Annotated in this window: 25 protein-coding genes and 1 pseudogene; 19 read left to right on the forward strand and 7 right to left on the reverse strand. The window is 63.2% G+C overall.

All coding sequences use genetic code 11. The annotated features are described in order from the left end of the window. Positions 1-215: 215 nt before the first annotated feature. Entirely contained in the window at positions 216-947 is a 732-nt protein-coding gene (gene fnrB, locus DMX11_RS21535; RefSeq protein ID WP_110746620.1) for a Crp/Fnr family transcriptional regulator FnrB, read from the reverse strand. A 227-nt stretch (positions 948-1174) separates the two neighbouring features. On the opposite strand from fnrB, the gene DMX11_RS21540 reads away from it, so the two are divergent. Further along, positions 1175-1744, forward strand: coding sequence for a GNAT family N-acetyltransferase (locus tag DMX11_RS21540; RefSeq protein ID WP_110746622.1), 570 nt, complete (start codon positions 1175-1177; stop codon positions 1742-1744). A gap of 117 nt (positions 1745-1861) precedes the next feature. Continuing rightward, positions 1862-2410 (forward strand): GNAT family N-acetyltransferase, encoded by a 549-nt coding sequence (locus tag DMX11_RS21545; protein WP_110746624.1) that lies wholly within the window; start codon positions 1862-1864, stop codon positions 2408-2410. A 112-nt stretch (positions 2411-2522) separates the two neighbouring features. Here the strand turns inward: DMX11_RS21545 and DMX11_RS26080 are convergent, their stop codons facing one another. Continuing rightward, positions 2523-2687 carry a hypothetical protein gene (locus tag DMX11_RS26080; protein WP_177410774.1) on the reverse strand — a complete coding sequence of 55 codons (165 nt, stop codon included), beginning with the start codon at positions 2685-2687 and terminating at the stop codon, positions 2523-2525. 191 nt (positions 2688-2878) lie between these two features. Here DMX11_RS26080 and DMX11_RS21550 point away from each other — a divergent pair, with 191 nt between their 5' ends. Beyond that, complete coding sequence (locus DMX11_RS21550; protein ID WP_110746627.1) at positions 2879-3382, forward strand: CinA family protein; 504 nt, start codon at positions 2879-2881, stop codon at positions 3380-3382. A 70-nt stretch (positions 3383-3452) separates the two neighbouring features. On the opposite strand, the gene DMX11_RS21555 is transcribed toward DMX11_RS21550, so the two are convergent. Continuing rightward, positions 3453-4391: a LysR family transcriptional regulator gene (locus DMX11_RS21555; protein WP_256590654.1), complete on the reverse strand. Its 939-nt coding sequence runs from the start codon at positions 4389-4391 to the stop codon at positions 3453-3455. 150 nt (positions 4392-4541) lie between these two features. On the opposite strand from DMX11_RS21555, the gene DMX11_RS21560 reads away from it, so the two are divergent. The 6 genes from DMX11_RS21560 to DMX11_RS21585 all read left to right on the forward strand — a co-directional run bounded on the left by DMX11_RS21560 (position 4542) and on the right by DMX11_RS21585 (position 10018). Continuing rightward, on the forward strand, positions 4542-4967 hold the full coding sequence (locus DMX11_RS21560; protein ID WP_110746629.1) for a DMT family transporter: 426 nt from the start codon (positions 4542-4544) through the stop codon (positions 4965-4967). A gap of 11 nt (positions 4968-4978) precedes the next feature. Then, on the forward strand, positions 4979-5461 hold the full coding sequence (locus DMX11_RS21565; protein ID WP_110746631.1) for a DMT family transporter: 483 nt from the start codon (positions 4979-4981) through the stop codon (positions 5459-5461). Positions 5462-5740: 279 nt separating this feature from the next. Further along, positions 5741-6268: a (2Fe-2S)-binding protein gene (locus DMX11_RS21570; protein WP_110746633.1), complete on the forward strand. Its 528-nt coding sequence runs from the start codon at positions 5741-5743 to the stop codon at positions 6266-6268. Further along, positions 6265-7266, forward strand: coding sequence for a xanthine dehydrogenase family protein subunit M (locus DMX11_RS21575; protein WP_110746635.1), 1002 nt, complete (start codon positions 6265-6267; stop codon positions 7264-7266). Before DMX11_RS21570 ends, DMX11_RS21575 begins: the two co-directional genes overlap by 4 nt. After that, the gene (locus DMX11_RS21580; RefSeq protein ID WP_110746637.1) at positions 7263-9461 is read left to right on the forward strand and encodes a xanthine dehydrogenase family protein molybdopterin-binding subunit; all 2199 of its coding nucleotides are present in this window, start codon (positions 7263-7265) and stop codon (positions 9459-9461) included. Before DMX11_RS21575 ends, DMX11_RS21580 begins: the two co-directional genes overlap by 4 nt. Positions 9462-9694: 233 nt before the next feature. Beyond that, positions 9695-10018, forward strand: a complete 324-nt coding sequence (locus DMX11_RS21585) for a general stress protein (RefSeq protein ID WP_110746639.1) — start codon at positions 9695-9697, stop codon at positions 10016-10018. 64 nt (positions 10019-10082) lie between these two features. On the opposite strand, the gene DMX11_RS21590 is transcribed toward DMX11_RS21585, so the two are convergent. After that, the gene (locus DMX11_RS21590) at positions 10083-11432 is read right to left on the reverse strand and encodes a sodium:proton antiporter (RefSeq protein ID WP_110746642.1); all 1350 of its coding nucleotides are present in this window, start codon (positions 11430-11432) and stop codon (positions 10083-10085) included. Positions 11433-11523: 91 nt separating this feature from the next. After that, positions 11524-11685 (reverse strand): hypothetical protein, encoded by a 162-nt coding sequence (locus tag DMX11_RS26085; protein ID WP_177410775.1) that lies wholly within the window; start codon positions 11683-11685, stop codon positions 11524-11526. Positions 11686-11921: 236 nt separating this feature from the next. Here DMX11_RS26085 and DMX11_RS26090 point away from each other — a divergent pair. Continuing rightward, positions 11922-12189, forward strand: a pseudogene (locus DMX11_RS26090) (short-chain dehydrogenase); the annotation flags it as partial. 258 nt (positions 12190-12447) lie between these two features. Here the strand turns inward: DMX11_RS26090 and DMX11_RS21600 are convergent. Then, a complete protein-coding gene (locus DMX11_RS21600; RefSeq protein WP_110746646.1) occupies positions 12448-13404 on the reverse strand; it encodes an aliphatic sulfonate ABC transporter substrate-binding protein in 957 nt (318 codons plus the stop codon). 16 nt (positions 13405-13420) lie between these two features. Next, positions 13421-14386 carry an ABC transporter substrate-binding protein gene (locus DMX11_RS21605; RefSeq protein WP_110746648.1) on the reverse strand — a complete coding sequence of 322 codons (966 nt, stop codon included), beginning with the start codon at positions 14384-14386 and terminating at the stop codon, positions 13421-13423. Between the two features lie 198 nt (positions 14387-14584). Between DMX11_RS21605 and DMX11_RS21610 the strand changes: the two genes are divergently transcribed. From DMX11_RS21610 to DMX11_RS21650, 9 genes are all read left to right on the forward strand, one after another. After that, positions 14585-15475, forward strand: a complete 891-nt coding sequence (locus DMX11_RS21610; protein ID WP_110746650.1) for a LysR family transcriptional regulator — start codon at positions 14585-14587, stop codon at positions 15473-15475. 168 nt (positions 15476-15643) lie between these two features. Further along, the gene (locus DMX11_RS21615) at positions 15644-16777 is read left to right on the forward strand and encodes an acyl-CoA dehydrogenase family protein (RefSeq protein WP_110746652.1); all 1134 of its coding nucleotides are present in this window, start codon (positions 15644-15646) and stop codon (positions 16775-16777) included. Continuing rightward, the gene (locus tag DMX11_RS21620) at positions 16774-17718 is read left to right on the forward strand and encodes a D-isomer specific 2-hydroxyacid dehydrogenase family protein (RefSeq protein WP_110746654.1); all 945 of its coding nucleotides are present in this window, start codon (positions 16774-16776) and stop codon (positions 17716-17718) included. The genes DMX11_RS21615 and DMX11_RS21620 overlap by 4 nt, the downstream gene beginning before the upstream one ends. A gap of 17 nt (positions 17719-17735) precedes the next feature. Continuing rightward, positions 17736-18530, forward strand: a complete 795-nt coding sequence (locus DMX11_RS21625) for a class II aldolase/adducin family protein (RefSeq protein ID WP_110746656.1) — start codon at positions 17736-17738, stop codon at positions 18528-18530. A 77-nt stretch (positions 18531-18607) separates the two neighbouring features. After that, positions 18608-20227: an ABC transporter substrate-binding protein gene (locus tag DMX11_RS21630; RefSeq protein ID WP_110746711.1), complete on the forward strand. Its 1620-nt coding sequence runs from the start codon at positions 18608-18610 to the stop codon at positions 20225-20227. After that, entirely contained in the window at positions 20224-21174 is a 951-nt protein-coding gene (locus DMX11_RS21635) for an ABC transporter permease (protein WP_110746657.1), read from the forward strand. The genes DMX11_RS21630 and DMX11_RS21635 overlap by 4 nt, the downstream gene beginning before the upstream one ends. A 1-nt stretch (position 21175) precedes the next feature. Further along, complete coding sequence (locus DMX11_RS21640; RefSeq protein ID WP_177410776.1) at positions 21176-22090, forward strand: ABC transporter permease; 915 nt, start codon at positions 21176-21178, stop codon at positions 22088-22090. After that, on the forward strand, positions 22087-23709 hold the full coding sequence (locus DMX11_RS21645) for an ABC transporter ATP-binding protein (protein ID WP_110746659.1): 1623 nt from the start codon (positions 22087-22089) through the stop codon (positions 23707-23709). Before DMX11_RS21640 ends, DMX11_RS21645 begins: the two co-directional genes overlap by 4 nt. A gap of 71 nt (positions 23710-23780) precedes the next feature. Then, complete coding sequence (locus tag DMX11_RS21650; protein ID WP_110746716.1) at positions 23781-25115, forward strand: LLM class flavin-dependent oxidoreductase; 1335 nt, start codon at positions 23781-23783, stop codon at positions 25113-25115. Positions 25116-25128: the final 13 nt, after the last annotated feature.

Genomic DNA, 25128 nt, shown 5'->3' on the forward strand with positions numbered 1-25128 from the left:
CGTGGTTTCTCTGGTGAGTGTTTGGTCTTCGCAAACTCAACGTTAGCCAAGAACCACGATGACCATCCTCTTTCGCCTGCAGGGCGCCTTCGGCTGGTTCAGTTACACCACTTCCCGGGACACGATCCGCACGGATCATGTGCCACGCCCGATCGGGGTGGGGCACGCCCCCGAAAGCTGGCCTGTACAACGCTATGACCGGGTGCTTGCCGCGCTCAAGTGGGCGCCTCCAGGCGGGTCAGGTTGACCAGGCCTTGCATGTCGATGAGCCTCACCTCACGCCCGGCGCACAGCATGAAACCTGCATGGACGAAGCGGCTGAACAGTCGGCTGACCGTTTCCTGCGTGAGGTCCAGGTAGTTGGCGATATCACCACGGGACATGGGCAGGTTGAACACATCAGCCTGCAACCCTCGCGCCTGGTAACGCGCGGACATGCCCAGCAGGAAGATCGCCAACCGCTGCTCGGCACGCCCATGGCAGGAGCGCAGGTGCTCGTCCTTACCCTGGATCCCCAGGCTGAGCATGTGCAGCAGCTGATAGCGCAGCCCCGAAATCTGGCCGGACAGGTCCACCAGCTGGTCCAGCCTGATGGCGCAGACCAGTGAGACTTCCAGGGCAACGGCAAAGCTTCGGTAATGACTGGCACCAATAGCGTCCAGCCCAAGCATCTCCCCCGGCAGGAGAAAGCCGGTCACTCGCTCGGTGCCCTCGGCATCCAGCAGAAAATTCTTGATCGCCCCGGAGCGCACGGCAAACACGTGCTCCATGGGTTCATTGGCCTTGAACAGGTACTCACCCCGCTCCAGCGGTCGGTTACGGCGGACAATTCGCTCAAGCTTGGCCACTTCGTCAGCACTGAGGCTGGCTGCCAGGCAAAGCCGGCTCAACGAGCACGCAAGGCACCTCACATGGGGCCTTGCCCCCATTTCCGCAGAGCCTGACATGACGATGCCTCTGCTTTTTTGCAAGGCGGGTATCTATTGAAGTTAGCGGCTCCACTAAACGTTAGCGGTCTGTCCGACCAAGGGTCGGACGCTATCCCCCCGGCTATACCCGTTTATTTCTCTCGGTTTGACAGGTCATGTGGGAAGCAATTGACAACTGTCAAGTCAGCGCAGGGCCCACTGTCGACACTGAACTTCCTTGTTCATTCGACCCAGAGGACATTGCCATGGCGCCCGCCGAGACTTCCCGTGAACATAAAACGCCTTCGTTCCCTAAACCTTCGGGTGAATACTGGATCGAAGCCCTTGAAAACGGCGTTCACGTATTGATCAGGCCTTTGCAAGCCAAGGACCGAGAGCGCGAAAAAGCCTTCATCGAACGGCTGTCGCCCGAATCCCGACATTTCCGCTTCCTGTGCCAGCTCAGGGAGCCCGGTGACGCCATGCTCGACCAGCTGATGAAGGTCGATCAGGATCGGCAGGTGGCCTACGTCGCCTTGGCCCACGTGGATGGCGAATTGCAGGAAGTGGGCATTTCCCGCTATGCCACCGCCAGCGACAAGGACGAGTGCGAATGCGCCGTTACCGTCATGGACAGCTGGCAGCACCATGGCTTGGGTCGCCTGCTGCTCAAGCACCTGATCGACCATGCCCGGGCCAAGGGCTTGCGGCAGATGTATTCGGTTGACGCAGCAGCCAACCAAGCGATGCGCGAGCTGGCCAAGACGGCGGGGTTCACCACCGCTACTGACCCGGATGACCCCAGCCAGGTCATCCACCGGCTCTCGCTGATCTGACCCTGCGTGCAGATCAGAAAACCGTCATCGACCCTGAACTTGACCATTGTCAGAGCCGAACCGGATAGCCGCGTTATAACGGCTGCACGAGGCACACTTCAGACCCGCGGGGGCCGCATGAACGAGCAGCAGATCGAACAGCCGCAAGCCTGTGAACATTGGGTCGAAAAGCTTGACGACGGTTCAGCCGTGTTGATCCGCCCGCTGCGCGAGGACGACCACGAACGGGACAGGCGCTTTCTGAGCACCATCGCCTACGAGGCCAGGCGCTTTCGCTTCATCGCCGGGCTCAGTGGCGCAATGCCCAGCCTCGACCCGCGGTGGATGCCGGTCGATCAGCATCAGCGCGTGGCCTATGTCGCACTCGCCCATGTGGACGGCAAGTTGCAACAGGTCGGCGTCAGCCGCTATGCCGGCATAGCGGGCAGCTTGAACTGCGAATGCGCGGTGGCGGTCAGCGAGGACTGGCAGCGCAAAGGCTTGGGCAACCGCCTGTTGCAGCACCTGATCGAGGCCGCACGGCGCAATGGCTACCAGTGCATGGTCTCCCGGGACCTGGCGAACAACTATGCCATGCACCGGCTGACCAAGGCGCTGGGTTTCACCTCACGCTACCTGGGCGGCGACGTCAGCGAAATTGTCCATGAGCTGGACCTCAGCGCCTGAGTATCGCGCAACGGACTCGGACCTCACCAGCGAGGTCGCCCTGCTGCTGGTACTGAATCTGGGCGCGCTGAGCCTCAACCAACCCGAACTCGCCACGGCAGCAGGCCTAGCCTCAGTGCTTCTTCTCCCTTTCTTGACGCGCTGTTTTCTGCGCGGTCGAATCGTGATCGGTGCCAGATGAGCCATCGGGTCGATGCGCATCGTTGTCGCGCTCCTCTTCACCCTGGGGTTTTGACGAGGTCTGCGGCTTTTGCCCGGCGTTGGTGTGCTTGTTCATGGCCTGCCCTACCCTTGTCTCTGTCGTTGAATAGCCTATAGCGCTTCGGGGACCGGCGCTGCGCTCCCTGAGTTGATGCCAACGCGGGGTATGAAGTTCACGTCAAGAAAACCAGCGAACCTGCGCTAAACCGATGAACCATTTACCTGGCCGACACGTCCACCGCAAAAGAACAACGAGTTGATTTCAAAATGGCAAGTGATCCGGTCCTGGCCGTGCTTGGCTACCTCAAAGACCACCATCTGGTACTTACCACTGCCGAGTCCTGCACAGCAGGCTGCATGGTCGCTCTGTTAGCGGCCTTCCCGGGTACAGGCGAGGTCCTGGAAAGCGGTTATGTGGTCTATTCGCCCTCCGCCAAGAAGCGTCTGCTAGGGGTAAGCGCCGAAACCATCGATCGGTATGGACTGACCAGCGAACCCGTCGCGTGGGAGATGGCCCGAGGGGCTTTGCAGGACAGCGATGCCAACGTCGTTATTGCAACTACGGGTGTAGCCGGGCCTACCCCAGCGTCTGGGGTTCTACCCGGCACGCTGTGTTTTGCGTGGGCATTTGCCGGCGAGCCAATTGCCGTATTTACCCGTACCCAGCGTTTTTTTGGAGAGCGAGCGCAAGTCATGCACGATGGCGCCGTCTATGGACTGACCCGCCTGATCCATTATCACGAGCGCTGGCTTCGTGGCGCGCGCGCCTGAGAGGGCCCAGCAGTTCAAACAAGGCCGAACTTCTCACCGCACTGCTCATTCCCAGAAGTGCCCATACCCCTCACCCAAGGTCGTCCCAGTAAGGCGGGAACCCGATCGCATCCAACAAGAACGCTGATACCGCGCTTACTTTCTTCGAACGAAGGCGGTTTTCAGGCGAAATCAGATGAATCTGGCTTGTCACCGGTTCTATGGATCCCCTCCATTCCGGCAGCAACTGGATAAACTGACCGTTGACGAAATGCTCCTTGCCTAGCAACCAGGATGGGAATAGAACGATTCCCATCCCCCCCAGCGCTGCCTCGACAAGCGCCTCGGCATTGTTGCTGCGAAATGGGCCCTGGACATTGATCACCTGCACTTCGTCCTCCGGATGTAGCCGGAAGTGCCACCGCTGCATTCCGCCTTGACCTTTGTATACCAGGCAATTGTGGGCTTTCAGATCTTCCGGGCACTGCGGGGCCCCGTGGAGGGCGACATATTCAGCGCTCGCGCATAGTACGTAACGCTGGTCGCAGATCTTGCGCCCGATCAGTGCCGAGCTCTCCAGGTGCCCTACCCTGATGGTAATGTCGACGCCCTCCTGGACAGGGTCGATGTACAGGTCCGACAGCGTCAGTTCGACAACGAGTTCGGGGTACTCTGCATAGAGCCTTTCGACCAGGCGGACGATGTGCAGTCGGCCCAACGCGACAGGCGCATTGATTTTCACCAATCCGCGTATATCACTGCCCTTTCCTCCTAGATCCTCGTTGGCTGCGTCCAACAGCTCCAATACTTCGCGGATTTGCTGGAAATAGCGCTCGCCAGCGTCAGTGAGCCTCACTGCGCGAGTGTTGCGGTACAGCAACTGCTGCCCGAGTTCTTTTTCGAGGGCTGCGATGAAACGCGAAACAGAGGATGCCGGCACCTGAAAATGTCGGGCCGTTGCTGCAAAGCTACCCGTGACAGCAACCATCACGAAGTATCGATGCGCCTTGAGGTGCATCACCTCTCTCATCGCCAATCACTCCTTGTTCAGGACCAGGGATCACGTGCCTGGCTCCAGGCATTGCTAAAATCGCAATTAAGTCTTGCCAATCTGATGGATTGTGGCAATTGGAGCACGAAAATATCATTCCCGCTTCTTTGAGACGAGGCGTTTCCTACGATGCGGTTGTGGATCATTCCCTTGGTTGTCCTGGCGGGCATGGGGCTTTCGGTAGAAGCTGGCCTGCTCGGCCCCTTGGGTGCGCAAGTGGGCCATATCTGGGCCACGCTGGGCATTTTTGTCATCGGCACCCTACTGCTGACCTTCGGCTTGATCTTCGGTCGTCCGCGCTTGGGCAAGCTGTTCTCACAGCCACGCTGGATGCTCAGCGGTGGTGTCCTGGGGCCGGTGTATGTAGGCGCATTGACGATAGCGACCCCTCACATTGGGGTAGGTCTGACCATGGTTGGGATTCTCTTCGGCCAACTCGGCACAAGCCTGGTCATCGATCATTGGGGCTTGCTTGGTAGCGCCAGGCGCCAGGTCGACCGATATCGAGTCGGTGCTTTGGTCGCCATCCTCGCTGCGCTTTGGCTCATCCACTAAGGAGTACCGCTATGGTTGTTCTGATGCTGTTGGTTGTGATGCTCGGTGGCGCGGTACTCTGCGCCCAATCCGCCATCAATGGTCGCCTCGGCGCCGACGTCGGCGTATTGGAGAGTGCGTGGTTGACCTTCGCCATGGGCTCCATGGTCAGCTTCCTGCTCGCCTTCTTCCTGGAACCACCCCATGCATTGAACCTGTTCACCGTTCCACGCTGGCAGGTGACCGGTGCCTTTTTCGGCGTTATCTACATGCTGGCCATCGTCTTTGCCATCCCGCGTATCGGGACTGCAGCCGCAACCGTATCCGTGATCAGTGGCCAGCTATTGATGAGCTTGCTGATCGATCATTTCGGTTGGTTTGGCAATCCGGTGATTCCGCTCGATCTGCATCGACTTGCTGCGCTTGTATTGCTAGCCATCGCTCTGGTTCTTATCTACCGCAGCAATACCGCGCGCGCGACTGAACCCGAAGGTGCAGCGTCTGTCGCACAGTAAGCACCGAAGGCCTGGTGATGCTTCCCAATGCTTTGCCAGGTTTTCCTGTGGAGTACATCCGTACTCCTTTGATTTTCAGTCCCTCACCTTGCCAAACGTTTGAATGCTGATGCGCTGCGTGCCCGTCCTCATAGGGCTGCGACAAGCAGGGGGTCAGCTCGGCCCTGCCTGGCAGAAGCGATGAGCACTTCGGCAAGCCGGCTGAACGTTTATTCAGCCGGCCCGGTCGCACAACAGAGACGCAGCCAACTGCGCGAACCCTGACCGTGAGGACCTTTCATGAGCGCGATCTCTCCCAATGGGGCTGAAGAGCACCCTATCTCTCTGACCCTCAATGGTCAGCCCCGAACGTTGCAGGTGCATCCCTGGATTACCTTGCTCGACCTGCTGCGTGAGCAATTGGACCTGGTCGGCACCAAGAAGGGTTGCGACCATGGCCAGTGCGGCGCCTGCACGGTGCTGCGCGACGGCAAACGCGTCAATGCCTGTTTGACCTTGGCCATAATGTGCGACGGTGCCGAGTTGGTGACCATCGAAGGGCTGGCCAGCGGCGACGTCCTGCACCCTATGCAGCGGGCCTTCATCACCCACGATGCGTTCCAGTGCGGATACTGCACGCCGGGGCAGATCTGTTCTGCAGTCGGGCTTGCTCATGAAGGGCGTGCCGACACCCGCGAGGCCATTCGCGAGCAGATGAGCGGCAACCTTTGTCGCTGCGGTGCCTACGGAAACATCGTCGCCGCGGTGGAAGACGCCTTATCGTCGATGACGGACGGGGCCCCGCAAGAACGAGGGCCGAAGCCATGACGCCCTTCAGCTACCACAAGCCTGCATCAGTCAGCGAAGCCGTGAACCTGGCTGACACCTGCTCGCACTTCATCGCCGGGGGCACCAACCTCGTCGACCTGATGAAAGAGAACGTGGTCCGTCCCCAGCGCCTGATCGACATTTCCGGCCTTGGGTTGAACGACATTCATCCCACCGCGAATGGTGGCGTACTCATCGGAGCACGGGTGAGCAATGCTGAGCTCGCCTGGCACCCGATGATCGAGCAGCACTACCCACTGCTGTCAGACGCTATCCTGGCCGGGGCATCACCGCAGTTAAGAAACATGGCCAGTACCGGTGGCAACTTGCTGCAACGTACCCGGTGCTACTACTTCTACGACACCGGCACCCCCTGCAACAAACGTGAACCCGGCAGCGGATGCCCCGCGCGTAATGGCCTGAACCGCATCCATGCCATTCTCGGCGCCAGTGATGCCTGCGTCGCGACGCATCCGTCGGACATGTGCGTGGCGTTGGCAGCGCTCGAAGCGGTGGTGCATGTAGAAGGGCCGAACGGTGCACGCCAGATACCCTTTGCGGATTTCCATCGCCTGCCCAACGACACGCCCGAGCGCGACAACCAACTGGCAGTCGCTGAACTGGTAACAGGCATCGAGCTGCCGCCCCCGATGTTCGAACGTCATTACCAATATCTGAAAATACGCGACCGCGCCTCCTACGCGTTCGCGCTGGTGTCGGTCGCTGCGGCGATGACCTTCGATGGTGAGGTGATCCAGCAGGCTCGCCTGGCGTTGGGCGGTGTCGCCCACAAGCCGTGGCGGGACCCTGACGTGGAGCGCCTGCTGGTCGGCCAGGTGCCTTGCGAAGCACGCTTCACCCGCGCCGCGCAAACGCTGCTGCAAGGTGCACAACCCTTGAGCCACAACGGTTTCAAGGTGACGCTCGCCCAGCGTGCAATCGTGCGGGCATTGAATGGAGCGGCGCGCGGCGTCGCCCACAGGGGGGCACGACCATGACCAACAGCACACCGGTAGTCGGCACGCCCCTGGACCGCGTGGACGGGGTGGCGAAAGTCACCGGGCAGGCGCGCTATGCGGGCGAATACCCCGAGGCTGGGCTGCTCCACGGCAGCGTAGTGTCCAGCACAATCGCCCGCGGTCGGGTGCTTGCCATTGATAGCACCCAGGCGATGCGCGTGCCCGGCGTGATCGCCGTGCTCGACCATGGCCATCGTCCGCATATCTCCAGCTATGACGACGACTACAGCGATGCCGACTCCGCGGAAGGGTCGCCATTTCGGCCATTGTTCAATGATCGGGTGCTCTACAGTGGGCAACCGTTGGCGCTGGTGGTCGCCAAAACCCTGGAACTGGCCCGGTATGCAGGCTCGCTGATCAGGATCGATTATGCCGAGGAGGCTCACCAGACAGACCTGGGCGCAAGTGAACAGTCGCATGCGGCTCCCGCAGAAACACCGGCGCCACGTGGCGACTTCGCCGGGCAGTTTGCCAGGGCGCCGGTGCAGGTGGATGCCACCTACCGGACGGCCAACGAGCACCACAACCCGATGGAGCCCCATGCGTCCACCGTGCACTACAAGGCCGACGGCACCTTGGAAATCCACGACAAGACCCAAGGCACGCAGAACTGCCAGGACTACCTGCACACAGTGTTCGGCCTGCCCAAGGCCAACATCCGCGTGCACGCGGCGTTCGTTGGTGGCGCCTTCGGCTCGGGCTTGCGCCCACAGTACCAGTTGCCGCTGGCAGTGATGGCGGCGTTGCACCTGCGGCGCTCGGTGCGCGTGACGCTGACGCGCCAGCAAATGTTCACCTTTGGTTACCGCCCCCGCACCGAACAGCGCTTGCGCCTGGGTGCAGACACAGACGGGCGATTACTGGCGATCGCTCACGATGCGCTTGGTCAGACATCCCGCTTCGAGGACTTCACCGAGCACCTGGTGGAGTGGAGCGGCATGCTTTACCACTGCGACAACGTCGTGCTCAGCTATCGCTTGGCCTCGCTCGATGTGTACACCCCGCTGGACATGCGGGCACCTGGGGCCGGGTCCGGAATGATTGCGCTGGAATGCGCCATGGATGAGCTCGCCTGTGCCGCGCAGATTGACCCAGTAGACCTGCGCCGGCGCAATTTCACCGCTCAAAATGCGAACGAGGGCAAGCCCTACTCCAGCAAGGAACTGCTTGCGTGCTACCAGCAAGGTGCCGAACGTTTTGGTTGGCATACCCGCAATCCGCAACCGCGTAGCATGCGCAATGGCCACCAACTGGTCGGCTGGGGAATGGCTGGCGGCGTCTGGGAAGCCATGCAGATGAAGGCCAGCGCCAAGGCGCGCATCGATGCCCAGGGCCACCTCACCGTCAGTAGCGCCACCACCGACATCGGGACCGGCACCTATACCGTCATGACTCAGATCGCAGCTGACGCGGCCGGGACCAGGGTGCAGGATGTCACCTTCTTGCTGGGTGACTCCTCACTCCCCACCGCACCGCTTCAGGGCGGATCGTTCACGGTGTCCTCGGTGGGCGCGGCCGTGCGCCAGGCTTGCCAGGTACTGCGCACCAAGGTGCTGGAACATGCGCGCAAAATGTACCCCCAGGTGGCCAACACAGCCCGGCAGCAGATCGTTTTCGCCGATGGTTACTTGCACGCGGGCAGCCAGCGCCTGGCCTTGGCGGATATCGTCGCCGGCGCCCCCAACGGTGAGTTCGAGGTGCAGATCGATGCCGAGCCCGGTGCCAGGCGCCAACCGTTCTCCACTGCGACGCATTCGGCGGTGTTCGTGGAAGTCCACGTCGACGAGGACCTCGGCATGGTCAAAGTCACCCGGGTGGTCAGCGCTGTGGCGGCTGGCCGGGTGGTCAACCCGAAAACCGCACGCAGCCAGATCCTGGGCGGCGTGGTATGGGGGGTAGGCATGGCGCTGCACGAAGCAGCGTTGACCGACCATCGGCTGGGCCGCATCGTCAATCACAACCTCGCGGAATACCACATCCCAGTGAATGCAGACAGCGGGGATATCGACGTGATTTTCGTTGAAGAGCACGACGACATCGTCAACGACCTGGGGTCCAAAGGTGTTGGCGAAATCGGCGTCGTGGGGGTAGCTGCCGCGGTGGCCAACGCCGTCTACCATGCCACGGGCAAGCGTGTGAGGGAGTTTCCGATCACGCTCGACAAACTGCTGTGATCGGTCGGGGGCCACGCCCCCGCACGGGCTGGTCTGCTGCCTTGACCGTCAGGCATCGTCACCGGCCTGTTCCTATGGTGAGTTGGCTGGGGTTATTACGACGCAACAAATTGACCTGAAGAATCTTTCGCGCCCCTTGTCAGCTAATCCAAAAGTATTGGGAGCGAGTCCAGGCAGTGCTGCATCCGAATTAAACACAGTCTGTTCTGTGTCGATGAATGAGGTGCTAGATCATGGCTAACGATCAAGGGCAAAGCGGGCAACAAGGCGGCACCGCTCAAGACAACCCTGGCGATTTTGCGAACGAACCCGACAAGGCTTCGGAAGCTGGCCAGAAAGGCGGTCAAATGTCGGAGGGCGGATCCGGGGATCAGCGAACTGGGCACGGGAGTGGTGATAACCTTCCGGAGAACGATCAGCGTGCCGGGGGTACAACCCAACGAGGTGGTCAGGGCGGACACTCCACTGGCATCAAATCTGACCGGGAGGCAGGTACAGAAGAAGCGACGCAAGCAATCCAGGATGAAGACAGCGGAATGACGGAAGACAATCGCTGAGCGATAGCCAGGGACACGGATAGCCCTGGCTTCCTTGACCAGGAAGACAGACACGGCGTTTTCTCTACACTTTGCAGGCGCGCTCTTTCCAGGCCTCATAACGTGCGAGCAATGGTTGAACAGTCAGCCCATGCAGAAGAATGCTCAACGCCACTACCGAGAGCACCAGGTTGGTAGTCTGCGCTGCGTTCGCCGGAAGCAACCCATGGTTAAGGGCGTAAAACAAGTAGTAAAAGCTGCCGATTCCCCGGATGCCGAACCAGCCCAGCAAACCCCGCTGCCTTACATCCAGCGCCCCACGAAATGGCATGAGCATGATGCTCAGTGGCCGAATGACAAAGAACAGCGCCCCAGCAATGATCAGCGCCTGCCAGTCCCAATGCGCGAGCAGAACAACGCCGAGCAATGTCACCAGAAACACTTCCAGTGCCCGTTCGACCAGGCTGCCAAACGCGAGCATATCCCCCAGCATGATCCCAGCCGCAACCTGGGAATCATCAAGTCCCTGGACATCGCCTTTCATGGCCAATTCTGGTGCCACGTGTTGGTGCCCCACCACCGGCTGCACCAAGTGTTCCGCTGCCGGATCATTCGGGCTGGTCGAAGTCTGCACTTCGGCCTGGCGCAGGCCCAGCCCTGCGGCGAACACCGCCAGGAACCCATAAGCCTGGATCGCTTCGGCTGACACATACGCCAATGCAATCAACGCAAGGGCCAGATAATCGTTGGGCGACACGGTGCTGTCGTCATTGCGTATGCGCAAAAAGAGCGTGAACTTGCCTAAACCACGCCCCATCCAGTAGCCACCTGCCAGTCCAGCAGTCACTGCCCATAGCATATCCTTCAACAGCCACTCGCTCAGCCAGGCCTGTCCAGTGTTCTGCTGCAGGAAAAGCCCCAGCACAACGAAAGGAAAAGCCACCCCATCATTCAAGCCCGCCTCGCCGGACAAGCCGAAACGAACAGGATCATCGTCCTGGGCATCGACCACTTGCACGAGTGTTGCGAGGACGGGATCGGTAGGCGCGATGATCGCCCCGATCATTACCGATACGCCCCACCCCAGGTTCAACCCATAGTGCAACACCAAGGCTGTTCCAATGATGCACATCACCATGACCGGCCCAGCCAGGCAAAAGGCGCTCCACCACCTAGGGTTACGCATGGGCAGACGCAGCTTCAATCCGCTGAAAAACAGCGAAAACAATACTGCGACTTCAGTGAGGTGCTCCATCCACCCGCTCGACTGGGCCACATCAAGCTGCAAGAAACCCAGGCCAGAAGTCCCCAAGACTACGCCAAGACCAAGGCATACCACTGAGGACGTAACGGGTATCCACCGCAAATACGAGGAAGACAGTGCGAGCAACAACAACACTGCGCCCAACATGGCGAACCAGACGATAAAGGTCATGAATGCGGCCGCCTGAAAAGTGGGCTGGGCTGAGTTTCGACGCTCCGTCGTTTCACATCATTTCGCCAGGGCGAAGTGCCAGCGTTGTGACCTACTGGACCGATTCGCCATCTTCCCCAATGTCTTCCTCCGGCTCCTCGGCATCCGTGGCGTCAGCGTCGTTCAATGGCGGCGATGCGGGTTTTTCCGGGTCGTTGATGAAAGGCACGCCGCTGGGGCCATGTTCTTCGAGACCTTCCGTTTTCGGCTGCATGATTAACCTCCAGGTGATGATCAGTTGGAGGCCAGGCTCATCGCGATGTTCATTTTTGTACACGGGGCGCCAAGGTCACCACTGAATCGGTTGGCCTGAACTTTGGCACAGCCTGTGGCTTCCTCTGCATATCCCCATGGTTCGCGGCAGCAGGACAACTGCCGGAAGGTGGTTCCGGGGGCCGCATCAGGGGCGCTGGGCCCTGACCACGTAGAACACTCACGGGAGCTTGCACCATGATTGATCAAGCGACAGGTATGAAGCCGGGTGAACGGTATTGTGTCGAAAACCTTGAACGCGCCCATCAATTCCCGGGCTTTTTTCAGGACGGTAAATATTACCTTGGCCCAGAGCTTTTGACGGCTGTGGGATGGCTGGAAGGTGACCGGTTCATCTACGACAGTCTCGATGCTGAAGGAGCACCCGTGTTCCCTGATCGGGTGGCCGGCACCATCAACGACTTGACCTTGAATCTTGTCGACGGCACCGCCCTCCAGCTTTCACCGATGGCAGTCAGTGAGACCTTCACGGCGCCGATAGACGACCCCATTTCACCCATCGATGAGCCACCTCCGCTGACTCACTCGCCCATCCGCGGGCCGCTGCGCGGCAGTGTCGAAGGCGCGTGGCGAACCGCCAAAGGTAAAACGCCTCTTCTGCTGAGCGCAGCAGTTATCGGGTTCGTTGCTGGGTTTGTCATTACCCATTCACAACGCCGGCGCCGATAACCGAACGCCTGAATAGCAGCGCTGCGTGCAAGGGCTAGTTCGGTGACGGCTCATAAAGGTTCACCGAGCTGGCATCCACCGCCTTCGGCAGCAGCCCCTCGCGGTAGAAGGCATCGGCGATGCGCTGTTGCTCAGCCAGGTTCTCCAGCTTCACCGGCTGCACGTCATAACTGCGCCGGGCGTTGGCCTGTTGCACCGTGGCGCTGTCCAGGTTGCCCCACAACGGGCCAAGAATACGCGCCGCCTGCGCCGGGTTGGCCTTGGTCCAGGCTCCCGCCTCGCGCAGGGCCAGGTACACCTGCTGCAGCACTTCGGGGTGGGCCTTGGCATAGTCGCTGCCGGCCAGGTAGTAACGCTGGTAGCTGGCCAGTTCGCTGCCGTCGGCCAGAATACGCGCGTTCTGCTGGCGCTGAGCACTGGCCACGTAGGGGTCCCAGGTCACCCACGCATCGACCTTGTGGTTTTCGAACGCCGCTCGGCCGTCGGCGGGGATGAGGTAGGCCGGGCTGATGTCCTTGAAGGTCAGCCCGGCCTTGGCCAGTGCCTGGATCAACAGGTAGTGGCTGCCGGCGGCTTTGGTCACCGCCACGCGCTTGCCCTTGAGGTCGGCCAGGGTCTTGAGGGGCGAATCCGACGGTACCAGGATCGCCTGCGCCGTGGGTGACGGGGTTTCCCGCGCGAAGTAGGTGAGTTTGGCGCCAGCGGCCTGGGTAAACACCGGCACAGTATCGGCGACGTCCGCCGACAGGTCGACATTACCCAGATTCAGGGCCTCCAGCAGCGGCAGGCCGCTGGGGAACTCGTGCCAGCTGACGCGGATGCCCTCGGCCTGCAGGCGCTGTTCAAGGCTGCCTCGAGCCTTGAGCAGGGTCAGCAGGGTCGAGGACTTCTGGTAGCCGATGCGCAGGGTCTGCTCGGCGTTCGCCAGGTTCGGCAGCAGGGCACTGGCCAGCAGCGCCAGGCCGAGCCGGCGCAGGGGTTTGATGGGCATGTGGACATCTCCTCAATCAGGGTTGCAAAGCCAGTTTGGCGGCACCGGGAAGGGTGAAACCGCTGGCGAAGGTCGGTGCCACGTCGAGGCGGTGGGCTATCAGGCCATGGGCATGGTAGAAATCGGCGGTGTCCTGCTGTTCGGCCACCGTCTGGGGGTCGATCAGCTGCCAGCGCAGTTGGCGACGCTTGAACTGCAGGCGGGCAGCGTCTTCGGGGAAGCCGATGATCGCCGCCAAGGTTTTCGAGTAGCTGTCCACATGCTGGTTGGCCCATACCTGCGCGCCGGCCAGGCGGTTGAGGTAGTCCTGCAGGGCTGCGCGCGTGGCGGGTTGGTCCAGGGCCTTGTCGGTAGCCGCCAAGAAGCTGTTGCCGGTGGACAGGCCGCGGCCGTTTACCAGCACCCGGCCCTGCCCGCTCAGCTCGGCCAAGGCGGTGTAGGGTTCCCAGGTGGACCAGGCGTCGACTGCGCCATTGGCCAGGGCGATCTTAGCGTCCACAGGCCCGAGAAACCGAAATTCCACGTCTTTCTCGCTCAGCCCGACCTGTTCCAGCGCCTTGAGCGCCAGATGATGGCCGATCGACCCGCGCCCGGTGGCGATGCGCTTGCCCTTGAGGTCTGCCGCGCTGTGCAGCGGTGCATCGGGGCGCACCAGCAGCGCCGTGCCATAGGGATCGGACTTGTCCACTGCGATTGCCTTGACCGGAGCCCCCGATGCCAGCACGAACAACAGCGGCGCATCGCCGATGATGCCCGCATCGATCGCTCCGGCATTGAGCGCCTCGGCGAGCGGTGCGGCGGCGGGAAACTCGGCCCAGTGGATGTCGTAGGGCAAGTCGCGCAAGGCACCTGCGGCCTCCAGCTGAGCGCGCATATTGCCCTTCTGATCGCCGATGCGCAGGGTCAGGCGCTCAGTGGCGCTGGCCTGGCCAAGCAGCAACAGTGCCGCGGCCAGGGTGAACAGCTTCGTGCGGACGGACATGGCGTTCCTCGATGTCTGGGCGGGCCGCGTCATGCGGCCGGGTCTGCGACTGTAGCGAGAACCGTCAAATAAACTAAATTGATTTTAGGAATAACCTAATATGCGTTTTAATATCGTCGATGCATGCAGATGGCATTACTCGCCATTGGGATTATGCTAATGCCTTATTTTCCACGTTCGACCCTGTGAGCGCCGATTATGAAAATCGATGATATGGACGCCTTCGTGGCGGTCATCCGTTGCCAGTCCACCAACCTCGCCGCCGAAGCCCTGCAGTTGACCCAGCCGGCCATCACCCGCCGGGTGCAAAATTTTGAGGAAGACCTCGGCGCTACCCTGCTTGACCGCAATACCAAGCCCCTCAAGCCCACGCCCATGGGCTTGCGGGTGTACGAACAGTGCAAGGCGATCCTGCGCGAAATCGACGCGCTGCGCGAAATGGTGGCCAACGACGGCGCTCCGTCGGGCACGCTGCGCCTGGGCGTGCCGCAAACCTTGGGCGACGTGGTGCTGCTCGATGCCCTGGCGCGGATTCGCGAGGCCTATCCGCAATTGCGCACCCAGGTCAGCAGCGGCTGGGGCAGCAGCCTGATCGCGCGCATGGAAAACGGCGAACTCGACGCCGCCGCCGCACTGTTCCCACCGGGCAAGATCTTCCCCGAAGGCATCACCAGCCAATCGATCGCACGCATGCCGCTGAAGGTGGTGGCGGCCAAGGGCAGCGCCGCCAAGCGCAGCTACAAGCTCAAGGACTGCTATACCCGTGGCTGGGTGCTCAACCCCGATGGCTGCGGTTTCCGCGCCGGGCTGCAGCGGGCCCTGAGCGAACAAGGCCTGAGTCTGTCGATCAACTTGGAAACCTTCGGCACAGAGTTGCAACTTGGGTTGGTCGCCAATGGCCAGGGGCTGGGCCTGGTACCCGAGCCACTGCTGCAGGCAAGCCGGCATCGCGAGGCGCTGGATGTACTCAATGTCAGCGACTTCAAGCCGCAAGTGGACCTGTGGTTGTTCCATCCGCGCTTCCTGGGCAACCTCCAGGAGCCTGTGGAACTGTTTGGCGAAGTCGCCGGGCATCGGTTGCTGGGCTAGCCATAACGGGGCGCCGTGCGCCCCACCCTTAAATGCGTAACGTGCATAACGAAAGCATTTGTAAATTCTTAAAACAAATAATTAGCTTAGAACTAAAAAGACTTTTACAGCCTTCATCCATACGAATACGGTCTTAGCCAACACACCGTCATTCAGGGATGAAACCCCATGAGTCACCCCTCCGACAGCGCCCTCGACGAGCTGACACAGGCCCTTGCGGCCAATGCCGAGCGCTATGACCGCAACGCATGCTTCCCGCAGGACAACTTCGACCTGCTGCAACGCCACGGCCTGCTGGCCTTCACCGTGCCCCGCGCCCTCGGCGGCGCGGGTGCCGACCTTGCCAGTGCGCGCCGGGTAATCGGCGCGGTCGGCAAAGGCGACCCGGCCACCGCGCTGATCTTGGTCATGCAGTACCTGCAGCACTTTCGCCTGCAGGACGAAGCCCGTTGGCCCGAACACCTGCGCCAACGCGTGGCTCGCGATGCCGTGAACCACGGCGCGCTGATCAACGCCCTGCGCGTCGAGCCGGAACTCGGCACCCCTGCCCGCGGCGGCCTGCCAGCCACCGTGGCGCGGCGTACGGCCGAGGGCTGGCGCCTGAGCGGGCGCAAAATCTATTCCACGGGCAGCCATGGATTGACCTGGTACCTGGTGTGGGGCCGCAGCGACGACGCCGACCCCTTGGTCGGCGGCTTCCTGGTGCACCGCGACAGCCCTGGCATCACCATCGTGGACGACTGGGACCACCTGGGTATGCGCGCCACCTGCAGCCATGAAGTGCGTTTCGACGAGGTGCTGATCCCTCTCGATCACGCGGTCAGCGTCAGCCCTGCCAGCGCGCCAAAAGCCGAACTCGACGGCGAAAGCCTGGTATGGATGGCAGTCCTGCTGCCGGCCGTCTACGACGGCGTGGCCCGCGCCGCACGCGACTGGCTGGCGGGCTTTCTCAAGCACCGTGCCCCCGCCAACCTGGGCTCGCCGCTGGCCAGCCTGCCGCGCTTCCAGGAGGTGCTGGGGCGTATCGACACCCTGCTATTCGCCAACCAGAGCCTGCTCGATGCCGCCGCCAACGGACAGGTTGCGCCGCAGCATGCCGGGCAGCTCAAGCACCTGGTCAGCGCCAACGCCATCCAGGCCGTGGAACTGGCCGTCGAGGCAGCCGGCAACCCGGGGCTTTCGCGGTGCAACCCGCTGGAGCGGCATTACCGTGACGTGCTCTGCAGCCGTGTCCACACCCCACAGGACGACGTGGTCTTTGGCCAGGTCGGCCGCGCCGCACTGCTGGAGGCACGGGGATGAGCCATTCGATCATTGCCAGCCAACTCGACGCCCAGGCAAACCAGCACCTACGTGATCAGCTGCCAGACCATCAAGTCATCGACGTTGCCCCCGGCCCGCTGGCCCTGCAGGCCCCTGCCGATGTGTTGATCCTGCGCCCGATCAATGTGCGTGGGCAGCGCGTCGACAGCCCCCCGCCGGGCTGGCCCTGGGACCTGAAATGGGTACAGCTGCTGTCCTCGGGCATCGACTTCTACCCCCACTGGGTATTCCAGGGCGCACAGGTCACCAGCGGCAAGGGCGCCAACGCCGAGCACGTGGCCGAGTTCGCCCTGGCCCTGGTGTTCACCGCTGCAAAGCAACTGCCCGGGCTGTGGGTCAAGGATGCCGACTGGCGCCTTACCCCGCTGGCCCCGCTGCGCGGCCGCACCCTGGGCATTCTCGGCTTCGGTAGTATCGGCCAGAGCCTGGCGCGCAAGGCCGTGGCCCTGGGCATGCGCGTCCTCGCCCTGAGCCGCCCCGGCCAGGCTATTGCCGACGTGCCCGGGGTGGTGTGCGCCGCCGACCTGCAGCAGCTATTCGCCGGCAGCGATCACCTGGTACTGGCCGCACCACTCACCGCTGCCACCCGCGGCCTGGTCGATCGCGAGGTGCTGGCCCATGCCCGACCTGGCCTGCACCTGATCAATATTGCCCGCGGCGGGCTGCTCGACCAGCAGGCGTTGCTGGAGGCGCTGGACAGCGGCCTGATCGGCCGCGCCAGCCTGGATGTCACCGACCCGGAGCCGTTGCCCGCCGGCCACCCGCTGTATCACCACCCGCGCGTATTCCTGTCACCGCACACCTCGGCCATTTCCGAGGACGGCTACCCGGCCTTCCTCGAAGCCTTCATCGCCAACTTCCACCGCTACCGCGAGCAGGCGCCCCTGGCCAACCTGGTCGACACCGCACGCGGCTATTGATTACCGGAGAACACCCCATGAGTTCACTGTCTGCCGTCACCACCAGCGCCCATAGCGTGCGCGACCGTGTCAGCGCCGAAGAGTGGGAGGTGCGGGTAAAGCTGGCCGCAGCCTACCGCCTGGCCGCCCTGTTTCGCTGGACCGACCACATCTACACACACTTCTCGGCCCGCGTACCGGGGCCCGAGGAGCACTTTCTGATCAACGCCTTTGGCCTGCTGTTCGACGAGATCACTGCCTCCAACCTGGTCAAGGTGGATGTCGACGGCACGATCATCGACGACCCGCTGGGGTTGGGTATCAACCAGGCCGGCTACGTGATCCACAGCGCCATCCACCGCGCCCGCCCCGACCTCAAGGCCGTGCTGCACACCCACACTCGCGACGGTGCTGCGGTATCGGCCCAGCGCGGTGGTCTGCTGCCGATCTCCCAGCACGCGCTGGGCTACTACAGCCGCGTGGTCTACCACGATTACGAGGGCGTGGCCCTGGACCTGGACGAGCAGCAGCGGCTGGTAACCAACCTGGCCGACAGCAACATACTCATCCTGCGCAACCACGGGCTGCTCACCGGGGGCATCAGCGTAGAGCATGCGTTCCGCGAACTGCATGGGCTGGAGCGTGCGTGCAACATCCAGGTGGCAGCCCAGGCCGGTGGCAATGACCAACTGCTGCATGCACCGCAGGCGGCCATCGCCAAGGTGCATGAGCAGTCGAAGCGGTTCTCCGATGGCAAGGGGGAAGGCATCCAGCGGCACTGGGACGCGTTGATCCGGCAGCTGGATCGTGAGGGCCGCGATTACCAGAACTGATGCACAGGCAGCTGTCGCCTGTGCTTGCCAGCGAAAAGGCCAGTACCGGCCAACCCCTTCCGATCAAGGACCACTCCATGCCCCTATTGCACCGCCTGTTCGCCATCGGCACCCTCGCCCTGGCCCTAAACGCCTGCTCACCCGGCGATGGCAGCTCCACCGGCAAAACCCTCAGCGTCGCGTTCTGGGGCGATAACACCACCCTGGTCAGCGTCGACCCCTTTCAGGTCTACTGGCTGGAACACCGGGTACTGCTGCGCAACGTCGCCGAGTCGCTCACCGACCAGGACCCAGACGACGGTCGCATCATCCCGTGGCTGGCAAAAAGCTGGGAGGTCAGTACCGACGCCTTGAGCTACACCTTCCACCTGCGCCAGGACGTCACTTTCAGCAATGGCGAGCGTTTTGACGCCCACGCCGTAAAAGGCGCCTTCGACAGCAACAAAGCCTTCGCGACCCAGTTGCCCGCAACGTTTGGCGCCACCTACCTCGCCGGCTACGATCACGCTGAGGTGATCGACGACTTTACGGTGCGACTGGTGCTGTCGCGGCCCAATGCCGGCTTTCTGCAGGCCACCTCCACCACCAACCTGGCAATCCTCGCGCCCGCCTCATACCAACTGAGCGCGCAGGAACGCTCACAGGGCAAGATCATCGGTACCGGCCCGTTCATCCTCGACCACTACACCCCCGAGGTCGGCGCCCGCCTGGTCAAGCGTGCCGACTATGCCTGGCCGTCGGCCAACATGCGCAACCAGGGCCCGGCCCATGTGGATGCCGTGGACATCAGCTACATCCCCGAGGAGAGCGTGCGCAACGGCCTGTTCCTGCAGGGCAAGGCCGACATCCTGTGGCCGCGCAACCCGTTCTCGGAGGTTGACCTGAAGTTGTTCCAGTCCAAGGGCGCGACCATCCAGAGCCGCTCGCTGCCGGGCCCGGCGCTGAACCTCTACCCCAATACCCGCAACGAGCGCCTGCTGGGTGACCGCCAGGTGCGCCTGGCGCTGCAGAAGGCCATCGACCGCAGCAGCTACGCGCACACGGTTTACAACGCCGAGTTCCCGGTGGTCAGCGGCGTGTACGACGTGACCACCCCGTACTTCAAGCCACAGGCCGGCAAGCTCGCCTATGACCCCAAGGGCGCCGGGCAGTTGCTCGACGCTGCCGGCTGGCACATGGGCGAGGATGGCTACCGACACAAGAACGGCCAGCGCCTGACCCTGCGCTACAACCTCACCCCCGCCGAAAGCGCCGGTGACGTGCTGGTGCAGGACCAGTTGCGCAAGGTTGGCATCGACCTCAAGCTGAATGTGCTGACCCGCGCCGAATGGGTGGCCGGCAACGCGGCAGGCAGCTACGACCTGACCTCTACCTACATGACTCGCGCCGACCCGATCATCCTGCAGACCATCCTCGATCCACGCGCGGCCAACAGCGCCACAGTCGCTACCAACACCTACGAGCCGCACACCCTGGCCAGGGCCCAGGCGCTGTTCGACAGCGGCATCACCGCCACTGCCGACCCGCAACGTACCCAAGCTTACGGCCAGTTGCAGGACCTGCTGATCGACGAAGCCTCGGCATTCCCACTGTATGAACGCGTCTGGCAGGCCGCCACCGCGCCGCGGGTCAAGGGCTTCCGCTGGACCGCCGAAGGCTTCGCCCTGTTCAGTGACATCCAGGTCGGCCAGCCATGAAGCGCTACCTGACCGGCCGCATCGGCCAAGCGTTGTTGGTGCTGTGGGGTGCCTACACCGTCACCTATTTCATTTTGTATATGCTGCCGGGCGATACCCTGGCGATCATGCTCAGCGCCTCCGGCATGGAGGCCGACGGCCTGTCTCCCGAGGACCTGGCCAAGGCCCGCATCTACTATGGTCTGGACAAAGGGCTGTTCGAGCAGTACTTCGACCTGCTGTGGCGCGCCCTGCACGGTGACCTGGGGCAGTCGCTGTCCCAGGGGCGGCCAGTCACTGCGCTGTTGGCCGAGCGGCTGCCCCAGACCCTGGCGCTGGCAGGTTCTGCCATTGTGCTGTCGTTGCTGGCCGGGGTCGGCCTGGCCTACCTGACCGCCTTCGTGCAATGGCGCCCCCTGAAGACCGCACTGGCGCGCCTGCCGTCGTTGGGCTTTTCAGTCCCGGTGTTCTGGATGGGCTTGCTGCTGATCCAGGTGTTCGCCTTCGCCCTTGGCTGGCTCCCGGCCACCGGCAGCCAGGGCCTGGCCAGCCTGGTGCTGCCGGCGATCACCCTGGCGATCCCCAGTGCTGCGGTATATGCCCAAGTGCTGCAGCGGGGCTTTCACGGCGTGTGGCAGGAGCCCTACATCACCACCGCCTTCGCCAAAGGCCTGAGCCGGGCCCAGGTGCAGGCACGCCATGGTTTGCGCAACGCGGCCTTGCCGCTGCTGACCCTGGTCGGCCTGCAGGTCGGCAACACGGTGTCCGGCGCCGTGCTGGTCGAGACCATCTTCTCGCGTAACGGCGTTGGCCGCCTGGCCCAGGAAGCTGTGCTGCGCCAGGACATCCCGGTGGTGCTGGCGATCGTTGCGGTATCAGCCACCGCCTTCGTGGTGGTCAACCTGATCGTCGACCTGCTCTACCCCTACCTCGATCCGCGCATCGCCCACACGGCCAAGGTGAGCTGAGATGACCATCGACATACCCCTGAACACGATCGACACGCCGCACAGCCGCGATGGGGCACAAACAGCCACCCCTTGGACACGTCGCACGCGCCTGCAGCGCGCTCACCAGGCCTTGATCCCGCTGCTACGCCGTCCCGGTTTCAGCGTGGCCCTGTGGGTCGTACTGTTCGCCCTGTTCGCGGCACTGACCCCCCAGTTGCTCACCAGCTTCGACCCTTACGCCACCTCGCCCGCCGACAAGCTCAGCAGCCCCGGCCTGGTGCACTGGTTCGGCACCGACGAGCTGGGGCGTGACCTGTATACCCGGGTGGTCTATGGCGCGCGCCTCTCGGTGCTGGCGGCACTGTTGGCGGTGACCATCGCCCTGGTTGGCGGTCTTGGGCTGGGCGTCCTGGCCGGTTTTGCCGGCGGGCGAGTCGACGCCGTGCTGATGCGCCTGATCGACGTGTTGCTGGCGCTGCCCGGCCTGCTGCTGGCCCTCGCCATCGTCACCGCCATCGGCTTTGGCACAGTCCCGGTGGCTGTCGCCGTGGGCGTCGGCATCATTCCGGGCTTTGCCCGCACCACTCGCGCCGAAGTACTGCGAATCAAGACCCTGCCCTATGTCGAGGCCGCCCGCCTGGGCGGCGCCAGCTGGGCACGCACGCTGCTGTGCCATGTGCTGCCCAACGCCTGGGGCCCGGTGGCGGTGCTCGCCACCCTGGACTTCGGTGCGGCCATTCTGGCCACCGCCGGCCTCAGTTTTCTCGGTTTCGGCGCAGCACCGCCAGCCGCGGAATGGGGCACGCTGATCGCCAACGGCCGTCACTTCCTGATCACCGCCCCTTGGGTTTCTCTGCTACCAGGGCTGTTCGTGGTGGCGGTGGTGTTCAGCCTGAACCACCTGGCGCGCAGCGCCGAGGAGCATGCCCGATGAGCCAGCCACACTTGATTCAGGTCCGTGACCTGAGCGTCAGTTACGCCTTCGCCGGGCAACGCACCCAGGCCGTGCGCCAGTTGTCGTTCTGCCTGGCTCAGGGCGAGACCCTGGCCGTTGTCGGCGAGTCCGGCTCGGGAAAATCGACGCTGGCAAACGCCCTGCTCGGTCTGCTGCCGACCAATGCATCCATCGACCATGGCCAGCTATGGGTCGATGGCGTCGATGTGGCGCAGGCCAGCGAGGGCGACAGGCGCAAGTTGCGCGGCCGCACCATCGGCCTGGTGCCCCAGGACCCGATGGTCAGCCTCAACCCCACCCAGCGTATTGGCCGGCAGATCGCCGAGGCGCTGGAGCTGGCCCATGACGGGCGGCGTTACCCGGACCTGGATGCCGAAGTGCTGGCGCTGCTGGCACAGGTCGGCATCGACGCGCCTGAACTGCGCGCCCATCAATACCCCCACGAGCTGTCCGGCGGCATGCGCCAACGGGTCCTGATCGCCATCGCCCTGGCCGGCGAACCTCGGCTGATCATCGCCGACGAACCCACCAGCGCACTGGACGTGACCGTGCAGCGGCGCATTCTCGACCACCTGCAACAGCTGGTGGCCGAGCGGGGTATCGCCTTGCTGATCATCACCCATGACCTGGGCATGGCCTGCGACCGTGCCGACCGCCTGCTGGTGATGAAACAGGGCGAGCTCATTGAGCATGCCTCGCCCAGACAAATCCTCTGGGGCGCACAGCAACCCTATACGCGAGACCTGCTCAACGCAGCGCCGGCCTTCGTGCCGCGCAAACGCCTGGGAGGCCCGACGCCTGCAACGCCGCTGTTACGCCTGAGCAATGTCGGCAAGCGCTTCGCGCTGCCCGGGCAGGACGCGCACTTCACCGCATTGCACGACCTCAACCTAGAGCTGCACGCCGGGCAGACCCTGGCCATCGTCGGCGAATCGGGCTCGGGCAAGAGCACCGCGCTGCGCATTGCCCTTGGGCTGGAAAAGCCCAGCCGGGGACGTGTGGAGTTCGCCGGTATCGACGTCAGTGCCTGCACCTGGCGACAGTTCCGGCCCCTGCGCAGGCGTATCCAACTGGTGCAGCAGAACCCCTTTGCGGCACTCGACCCGCGCTTCACCGTGTTCGACAGCATCGTCGAACCGCTGGTGTCGTTCGGCCTGCTCAAGGGCGAAGCGCTGGAACGCAAGGCCATCGAACTGATCGCCAGGGTGCACCTGCCGGTGCATTTCCTCGACCGGCTGCCGCGGGAGCTGTCGGGCGGCCAGCGCCAGCGGGTGGCGATCGCCCGGGCATTGGCCCTGGAGCCGGAGGTGCTGCTGCTCGACGAGCCGGTCAGCGCGCTGGACGTGTCGGTGCAGGCACAGATTCTCGCCCTGCTGACCGACCTGCAGCGCGAACTGGGCATCGCCTACGTACTGGTCTCCCACGACCTGGCAGTGGTCGCGAGCATGGCCGACCACGTGCTGGTCCTGCAACGCGGCCAGGTGGTCGAGCAAGGGCCCGCGATCCAGGTGTTCGGCAGCCCGGCCAGCGCCTACACGCAGGCGCTGATCGAGGCGATACCCGGCCACTCCCGCAGCGTACTGCCTGTGGCGGTTTGACGGTTGTACCGTGCGGTACGTCGTGCCGTGCGGACCAGACATTGAACATTTTCTGGCAAGAGGTATTGAACGTGAGCAAACGACAGATCCATCTCGGCGCAATGATCCACGGTGTCGGTCACGGCTGGGGCGAATGGCGCCACCCCGAAGCGCTGGCCGACGCCAGCGTCAACTTCGGTTTCTACAAGCACCAGGCGCAACTGGCCGAGGCCGCGAAGTTCGACTTCGCCTTCATCGCCGACAGCCTGCACATCCACGCCCGCTCCAGCCCCCATTACCTCAACCGCTTCGAGCCGCTGACCATTCTCTCTGCACTGGCGGCGGTCACCTCCCACATCGGCCTGGTCGCCACGGTCACGGTCAGCTACACCGAACCGTTCCAGGTTGCACGCCAGTTCGCCTCGCTGGACCTGATCAGCGGCGGCCGGGCCGGCTGGAACGTGGTCACCTCGTGGCTGTCGGGCACCGCCGACAACTTCGGCAAGGCAGAGCACCCGCCCCACGCGGTGCGCTACCGCATCGCCCGTGAGCATGTCGAGGTGGTCCAGGGGCTATGGGATTCGTGGGAAGACGACGCCTTCACCCGCGACAAGCGCACTGGCGAGTTCTTTGACCCTGCCAAGCTGCACACCCTTGGTCACCAGGGCGAGTTTTTCAAGGTAAAGGGCCCGCTGAACATCCAGCGCTCGCCCCAAGGCCAACCGCTGATTTTCCAGGCGGGGGTGTCGGAAGATGGGCGCAACTTCGCCGCGCAGAACGCCGATGCGATCTTCGTCAACCCCGAGTCGTTCAGCGATGCCCGGGCTTATTACCAGGACCTGAAACAGCGCGCTGCGCGCCATGGCCGCGATCCGGAACAGCTGTTCATCCTGCCGGGCATCCGCCCCATCGTCGGCCGCGACGAAGCCGAGGTCGAACGCCGCTACCAGCAGGCCGTCGAGCTGGTCAGCATCGAGGACGCCCTGGTCGCCCTCGGCCGTCCGTTCAACGACTACGACTTCAGCCAGCACGACCTGGATGCGCCATTTCCGGACCTGGGCACCCTCGGCGACAACAGCCATAAGGGGACCGCCGACCAGCTCAAGCAACTGGCCCGCGAAGAAAGCCTGACCCTGCGCCAACTGGCGCTGCGCTTTTCGCGCCCAAGGCGTGACTTCACCGGCACCCCGGAGCAGGTGGCCAATGCCCTGCAGGACTGGTTCGAGGACCGCGCCGCCGACGGTTTCATCATCAATTCGCTGCTGCCCGATGGCCTGCAGTACTTCACCGAGCTGGTGGTGCCCCTGTTGCAAGCACGCGGCCTGGTGCGCAGCGAGTACACCGGCAGCACCTTGCGCGACAGCTTCGGCCTGAGCGTACCGACCAACCGCAACACACTGCGCCGCGAGCCGACCGCGGTCGCTTGAACCGCCCTGGACG

This window comes from Pseudomonas sp. LB-090624 (assembly GCF_003205205.1).
Lineage (GTDB): Bacteria > Pseudomonadota > Gammaproteobacteria > Pseudomonadales > Pseudomonadaceae > Aquipseudomonas.

What these genes read in the sequence shown, in the direction of transcription:
- DMX11_RS21625 (WP_110746656.1), top strand. Translation starts at nt 17,736, where the DNA reads ATGAGTTCACTGTCTGCCGTCACCACCAGCGCCCATAGCGTGCGCGAC.
- DMX11_RS21610 (WP_110746650.1), top strand. Translation starts at nt 14,585, where the DNA reads ATGAAAATCGATGATATGGACGCCTTCGTGGCGGTCATCCGTTGCCAG.
- DMX11_RS21550 (WP_110746627.1), top strand. Translation starts at nt 2,879, where the DNA reads ATGGCAAGTGATCCGGTCCTGGCCGTGCTTGGCTACCTCAAAGACCAC.
- DMX11_RS21555 (WP_256590654.1), bottom strand. Translation starts at nt 4,391, where the DNA reads ATGAGAGAGGTGATGCACCTCAAGGCGCATCGATACTTCGTGATGGTT.
- DMX11_RS21540 (WP_110746622.1), top strand. Translation starts at nt 1,175, where the DNA reads ATGGCGCCCGCCGAGACTTCCCGTGAACATAAAACGCCTTCGTTCCCT.
- DMX11_RS26085 (WP_177410775.1), bottom strand. Translation starts at nt 11,685, where the DNA reads ATGCAGCCGAAAACGGAAGGTCTCGAAGAACATGGCCCCAGCGGCGTG.
- DMX11_RS26080 (WP_177410774.1), bottom strand. Translation starts at nt 2,687, where the DNA reads ATGAACAAGCACACCAACGCCGGGCAAAAGCCGCAGACCTCGTCAAAA.
- DMX11_RS21585 (WP_110746639.1), top strand. Translation starts at nt 9,695, where the DNA reads ATGGCTAACGATCAAGGGCAAAGCGGGCAACAAGGCGGCACCGCTCAA.
- DMX11_RS21640 (WP_177410776.1), top strand. Translation starts at nt 21,176, where the DNA reads ATGACCATCGACATACCCCTGAACACGATCGACACGCCGCACAGCCGC.
- DMX11_RS21560 (WP_110746629.1), top strand. Translation starts at nt 4,542, where the DNA reads ATGCGGTTGTGGATCATTCCCTTGGTTGTCCTGGCGGGCATGGGGCTT.
- fnrB (WP_110746620.1), bottom strand. Translation starts at nt 947, where the DNA reads ATGTCAGGCTCTGCGGAAATGGGGGCAAGGCCCCATGTGAGGTGCCTT.
- DMX11_RS21620 (WP_110746654.1), top strand. Translation starts at nt 16,774, where the DNA reads ATGAGCCATTCGATCATTGCCAGCCAACTCGACGCCCAGGCAAACCAG.
- DMX11_RS21565 (WP_110746631.1), top strand. Translation starts at nt 4,979, where the DNA reads ATGGTTGTTCTGATGCTGTTGGTTGTGATGCTCGGTGGCGCGGTACTC.
- DMX11_RS21575 (WP_110746635.1), top strand. Translation starts at nt 6,265, where the DNA reads ATGACGCCCTTCAGCTACCACAAGCCTGCATCAGTCAGCGAAGCCGTG.
- DMX11_RS21605 (WP_110746648.1), bottom strand. Translation starts at nt 14,386, where the DNA reads ATGTCCGTCCGCACGAAGCTGTTCACCCTGGCCGCGGCACTGTTGCTG.
- DMX11_RS21570 (WP_110746633.1), top strand. Translation starts at nt 5,741, where the DNA reads ATGAGCGCGATCTCTCCCAATGGGGCTGAAGAGCACCCTATCTCTCTG.
- DMX11_RS21590 (WP_110746642.1), bottom strand. Translation starts at nt 11,432, where the DNA reads ATGACCTTTATCGTCTGGTTCGCCATGTTGGGCGCAGTGTTGTTGTTG.
- DMX11_RS21600 (WP_110746646.1), bottom strand. Translation starts at nt 13,404, where the DNA reads ATGCCCATCAAACCCCTGCGCCGGCTCGGCCTGGCGCTGCTGGCCAGT.
- DMX11_RS21580 (WP_110746637.1), top strand. Translation starts at nt 7,263, where the DNA reads ATGACCAACAGCACACCGGTAGTCGGCACGCCCCTGGACCGCGTGGAC.
- DMX11_RS21630 (WP_110746711.1), top strand. Translation starts at nt 18,608, where the DNA reads ATGCCCCTATTGCACCGCCTGTTCGCCATCGGCACCCTCGCCCTGGCC.
- DMX11_RS21545 (WP_110746624.1), top strand. Translation starts at nt 1,862, where the DNA reads ATGAACGAGCAGCAGATCGAACAGCCGCAAGCCTGTGAACATTGGGTC.
- DMX11_RS21615 (WP_110746652.1), top strand. Translation starts at nt 15,644, where the DNA reads ATGAGTCACCCCTCCGACAGCGCCCTCGACGAGCTGACACAGGCCCTT.
- DMX11_RS21635 (WP_110746657.1), top strand. Translation starts at nt 20,224, where the DNA reads ATGAAGCGCTACCTGACCGGCCGCATCGGCCAAGCGTTGTTGGTGCTG.
- DMX11_RS21645 (WP_110746659.1), top strand. Translation starts at nt 22,087, where the DNA reads ATGAGCCAGCCACACTTGATTCAGGTCCGTGACCTGAGCGTCAGTTAC.